Here is a 3,911-nt window from a genome sequence, read left to right on the forward strand (position 1 = left end):
CCGTCGAGCAGGCACGGGTACCTCCTCGTCCGGGGCGGGCGCGGGTCCCGGGGTGCGTTGGACGACGCGCTCGCGCTCACGTCCCCGCGAACCCGGTTCGGGTTCCGTCGGCGGCAGTGGCCGGATCCGGCCGTCCTCCGTGCGCGTCTCCGCGGCGCCTCCGGCGGCGATCACGGCGGCCGGCGGCGGCCGGCCGGACGTCGGTGTGGATACGGGTGTCGGTGTCATCTGGCTGGGCTCCTCTCGCGCTCGACCCTCGGTGGTCTCGCGTCCTCTACCCTCTTGACGCCGCGGATCGCGCCCGTGGTTCCACCTCGCCTACTGCACACCGGACGGGTGTTGCCTAGGCTGTCCCCATGCGTGGACTGATAGTCGACTACTTCGGCGTGCTGGACGGCACGGACGAGGACCGTGAGAACTGGCGGTCGATCCTGACCGGTGCGAGGGCCAACGATGTGCGCCTCGCCGTGCTGAGCAACGAACCCGAGGGGCCGGGGGCCGACCGCGTCCGCGAGGACGCCCGTGAGTACGGGATCGACCACGTGGTGCTCAGCGGCGCGATCGGCGTCGAGAAGCCCGAGCCGGAGGCCTTCCTCGAGGCCGCCCGCCGCCTCGAGCTCGAGCCGAGGGAGTGCGTGATGGTCGACGACGCGATCGAGAACATCCTCGGCGCGGTGCAGACCGGCATGATCGGCGTGTTCTACCAGATGTTCGATCGGGCGGCCGTGGAGATCCGCGGTCTGCTCGGGTTGGACGAGGCGGTCTGACGCCGTGGCGACCAGGCTGGCCACCGCGGACGCGGACCTGCTCCTCGGGGACGCCGCGCGTTCCCGGAGCCGGCACTCGTGTTCGTTGGCCCTGGTCGCCCGCGACGAGCCGTGGGACATCGACCGTGTCATGGAATTCGTCGACACGCGGCTGGCCGACGCGCCCCGCTACCGGCAGCGGATCCGCCAGGTCCCGTTCGGCCTGGCCAGGGCGGTCTGGGTCGACGACCCCGACTTCGACCTGAGTTTCCACGTCCGCCGGTCGGCGCTGCCGGCGCCGGGCGGGATGCGGCAGCTGGCCGACCTGGTGGCCAGATTGGTCGACAGGCCCCTCGAGGCGGATCGTCCGCTGTGGGAGCTGTACCTCATCGAGGGCCTGCCCGACGGCCGGTTGGCGATCCTCACCAAGACCCACCACGTCCTGCTGGGCGGGCCCAACGCCGTCGATCTGGCGCAGGTGCTCATGACCGACGAGCGCGTCTCCGCGGATGTCGACGAGGTCGCCACCTGGACGCCCGTGCCGTCACCCGGAGACGGGGTCCTGGTGCTGGACGCGCTCATGACCATCGCGACCGACCCCCTGGAGCTGGTCCGGCGTTCGGGACGCCTGGCGAACGCGCTGGAGCGCGCGACTCGTGGTCTCGTGGGGGCGGCCACGCTCTCCGTGTTGCGTCCCGGCGGGGGTCTGTCGGAGATGTTCCGCACCGCGCGCCCCCGGGGCAGCAGGGTCGGGCTCGCGTCGTTCCCGTTGTCCGAGGCGAGGGAGATCGCCCGGGCGCACTCCTGCAAGGTCAACGACGTGGTGCTCGCTGTCCTGTGCGGGGCGCTGCGGTCGTGGATCCTGTCCTGCGGTCATCCGCTGTCGACGTCGGACAGCCTGCGCGCGATCGTCCCGATGGCCGTGACCGCCGAGGCCGACGGCGCCGAGGCGCCGGGTGACGTGACGTCCGCGGAGATCGCCTCGGCGCTCATCGGTATGCCGGTGGGGGAGCCGAATCCCCGGATGCGGTTGGCGCAGATCGCCCGCGAGGCCGCGACCCAGCGGTACCCGCGGGAGGCGGTCGGCGCCAAGTCCCTGGCCCGGCTCTCCGGGTTCGCCCCGCCCACCTTGCACGCGCTGGCGTCCCGGGCGGCGATCATGTTGCCGTCGGAGAGCTACGACCTGGTGGTGACCAACGCCCCCGGTCCGCAGCACAAGGTGTTCTGGGGCGACGGCGAGCTGGTCGAGGTCTACCCCGTCCCGGCGCTTCTCGAGGGCCAGGCGCTGGCCGTGTCCATGAGCAGTTACTCCGGCACCGTGTACTGCGGCTTCACCTCCGACCGCCAGGCCGTCCCGGACGTCGAGGAGATCGGCGAGCTGATCGCGTCGGCCCTGGACGAGCTCGCCGGTTCCGCTGGCTGACCGGAACCGGCCGATCCACCGGCGCCCCCCAGTAACCGTCACCCGCCCCAGGAAGGCCCACCGATGCGACTGTTCATCCCCGCCACGCTGACGATGCTCGAGACCCTGCTGGATGCGGGCGAGATGCCCGTGCGGAGCGGGACCGCGTTCGCGGCGACCCCCGCCCTGATCGAGTCGTACGCGGAGGGCGACATGGAGGAGATCGAGCACGTGGCGTTCCTCGAGGCCGCCCGCGCCTCCCTCCGCCTGCTCGGCGGCGAGCTCGACTCGGGGACGGCGCACGAGGCCCACCCGTACCGGCGTGTCGTGGTGAGCGCGGACGTGCCGGATGAGCAGGTCACGCCGCGCCCGGATCTCGACACCGCCGTCGTGCGCCTGACCGGTGGGACGGTCGCGATGGCCGACATCGCGGCCGTGCACGTGGACCTCGCGGGAGCGGTCGACCTGGTGCGAGACGCCGTCGAGGCGGTCGATCGGGCCGATCTCGGGGACGAGGACGCGGAGCTCACCGTGGGGGACGCCCTCGACGTGGATCTGGCGTGGTACGACGCCGTGGAACTGCCGTTCCTGCTCACCCTGCTCTGAGGGCGACGGTATGGGCGTCGACGGCTTACCTACGCTACCGTAGGTTCATCTTCTGGCAGCGTCGGTCCGATCCCCGGGCCGCGGGTGGCCGGACGCGAGGAGGCACCAATGTCCGAGTCGAAGAGCGGGCTCAGTCGCATCATGCGGGCGGCGGCCGCGCGGGTCCCCGAGCCCCGGGGCGCGCGTCGGTTCCTCAACCGTCTGACGCACCCACTGCGCATGGACGACTACTCGTCGCTCATCTACCCACTGTGGTCCGCGCGGGAGCTGCGCGGCGAGATCGTCTCCGTGCGTCGCGAGGCCGACGACGCGGTGACGCTCGTCATCAAGCCGGGGTGGGGCGCCACCCCGGAGTACCGCCCGGGCCAGTATCTGGGGATCGGTGTGCTGCTCAACGGCCGTTGGACGTGGCGGTCGTACTCGCTGACCTCGGCGCCCACGAGCGGTCGTGGCGAGTACTCGGTGACCGTCAAGGCGATGCCGGAGGGCCTGCTGAGCAATCACATCGTCGGCACCGTCGAGCCGGGCACCATCGTCCGGTTGCAGGCCCCGGCCGGTGACTTCCACCTGCCCTCCCCGACTCCGGACAAGCTGATGTTCGTCACCGCCGGGTCGGGCATCACGCCCGTGATGGGCATGCTGCGGTCGCTGGACCGGCGCTCGGCCGACGAGCGGTTCCCCGACGTGGTCCACGTCCACTCCATCCGCGACCGTGAGGACGCGCTGTTCCACGACGAGCTGCTCGCGTTGGAGCGCACCCAGCCCGGGTACACCCTCCACCTGCGGGTGACCAGCGAGGAGGGCCGTATCAACGCCGAGCAGATGGCGGCGCTGGTGCCGGACTGGTCCGAGCGGCCCACGTGGGCCTGCGGTCCGTCGGCGATGCTCGACGAACTGACCGAGCACTTCGAGGCCTCGGGGCGCGACGACCTGCACGTCGAGAGGTTCACCGTGGACCGCAACGCGGGCGCCTCGGGCGGGACGGTCAAGTACGGCTCCACCGGCAAGACCGTCGAACTCGACGGGGCCACGACGATCCTCGAGGGCGGGGAGAGCGTCGGCGTGCAGATGCCGTTCGGGTGTCGCATGGGCATCTGCCAGACCTGCGTCGTGGGCCTGGACGAGGGGCACGTGCGGGACCTGCGCAACGGCACCGA

Annotated in this window: 4 protein-coding genes and 1 pseudogene; 4 read left to right on the plus strand and 1 reads right to left on the minus strand. The window is 71.7% G+C overall.

Features of this window, described 5'->3' with window-relative positions:
* Positions 1 to 228 (minus strand): annotated as a pseudogene (locus tag G6030_RS16265) (hypothetical protein); the annotation flags it as partial.
* Positions 229 to 356: 128 nt separating this feature from the next.
* On the opposite strand from G6030_RS16265, the gene G6030_RS04795 reads away from it, so the two are divergent.
* From G6030_RS04795 to G6030_RS04810, 4 genes are all read left to right on the plus strand, one after another.
* On the plus strand, positions 357 to 767 hold the full coding sequence (locus tag G6030_RS04795) for an HAD-IA family hydrolase (protein ID WP_007630258.1): 411 nt from the start codon (positions 357 to 359) through the stop codon (positions 765 to 767).
* 4 nt (positions 768 to 771) lie between these two features.
* Positions 772 to 2,169, plus strand: coding sequence for a wax ester/triacylglycerol synthase family O-acyltransferase (locus G6030_RS04800; protein ID WP_007630257.1), 1,398 nt, complete (start codon positions 772 to 774; stop codon positions 2,167 to 2,169).
* A gap of 63 nt (positions 2,170 to 2,232) precedes the next feature.
* Positions 2,233 to 2,754: a hypothetical protein gene (locus G6030_RS04805; protein WP_007630255.1), complete on the plus strand. Its 522-nt coding sequence runs from the start codon at positions 2,233 to 2,235 to the stop codon at positions 2,752 to 2,754.
* Between the two features lie 108 nt (positions 2,755 to 2,862).
* The coding region (locus G6030_RS04810) for a ferredoxin reductase (protein ID WP_182642368.1) at positions 2,863 to 3,911 on the plus strand (1,049 nt) is incomplete at its 3' end.

Origin of the sequence: Dietzia sp. E1, from assembly GCF_014145015.1 — a bacterium.
Taxonomy (GTDB): domain Bacteria; phylum Actinomycetota; class Actinomycetes; order Mycobacteriales; family Mycobacteriaceae; genus Dietzia; species Dietzia cinnamea_A.

Coding starts and splice junctions, on each gene's coding strand:
- G6030_RS04795 (WP_007630258.1), top strand. CDS start 357: ATGCGTGGACTGATAGTCGACTACTTCGGCGTGCTGGACGGCACGGAC.
- G6030_RS04805 (WP_007630255.1), top strand. CDS start 2,233: ATGCGACTGTTCATCCCCGCCACGCTGACGATGCTCGAGACCCTGCTG.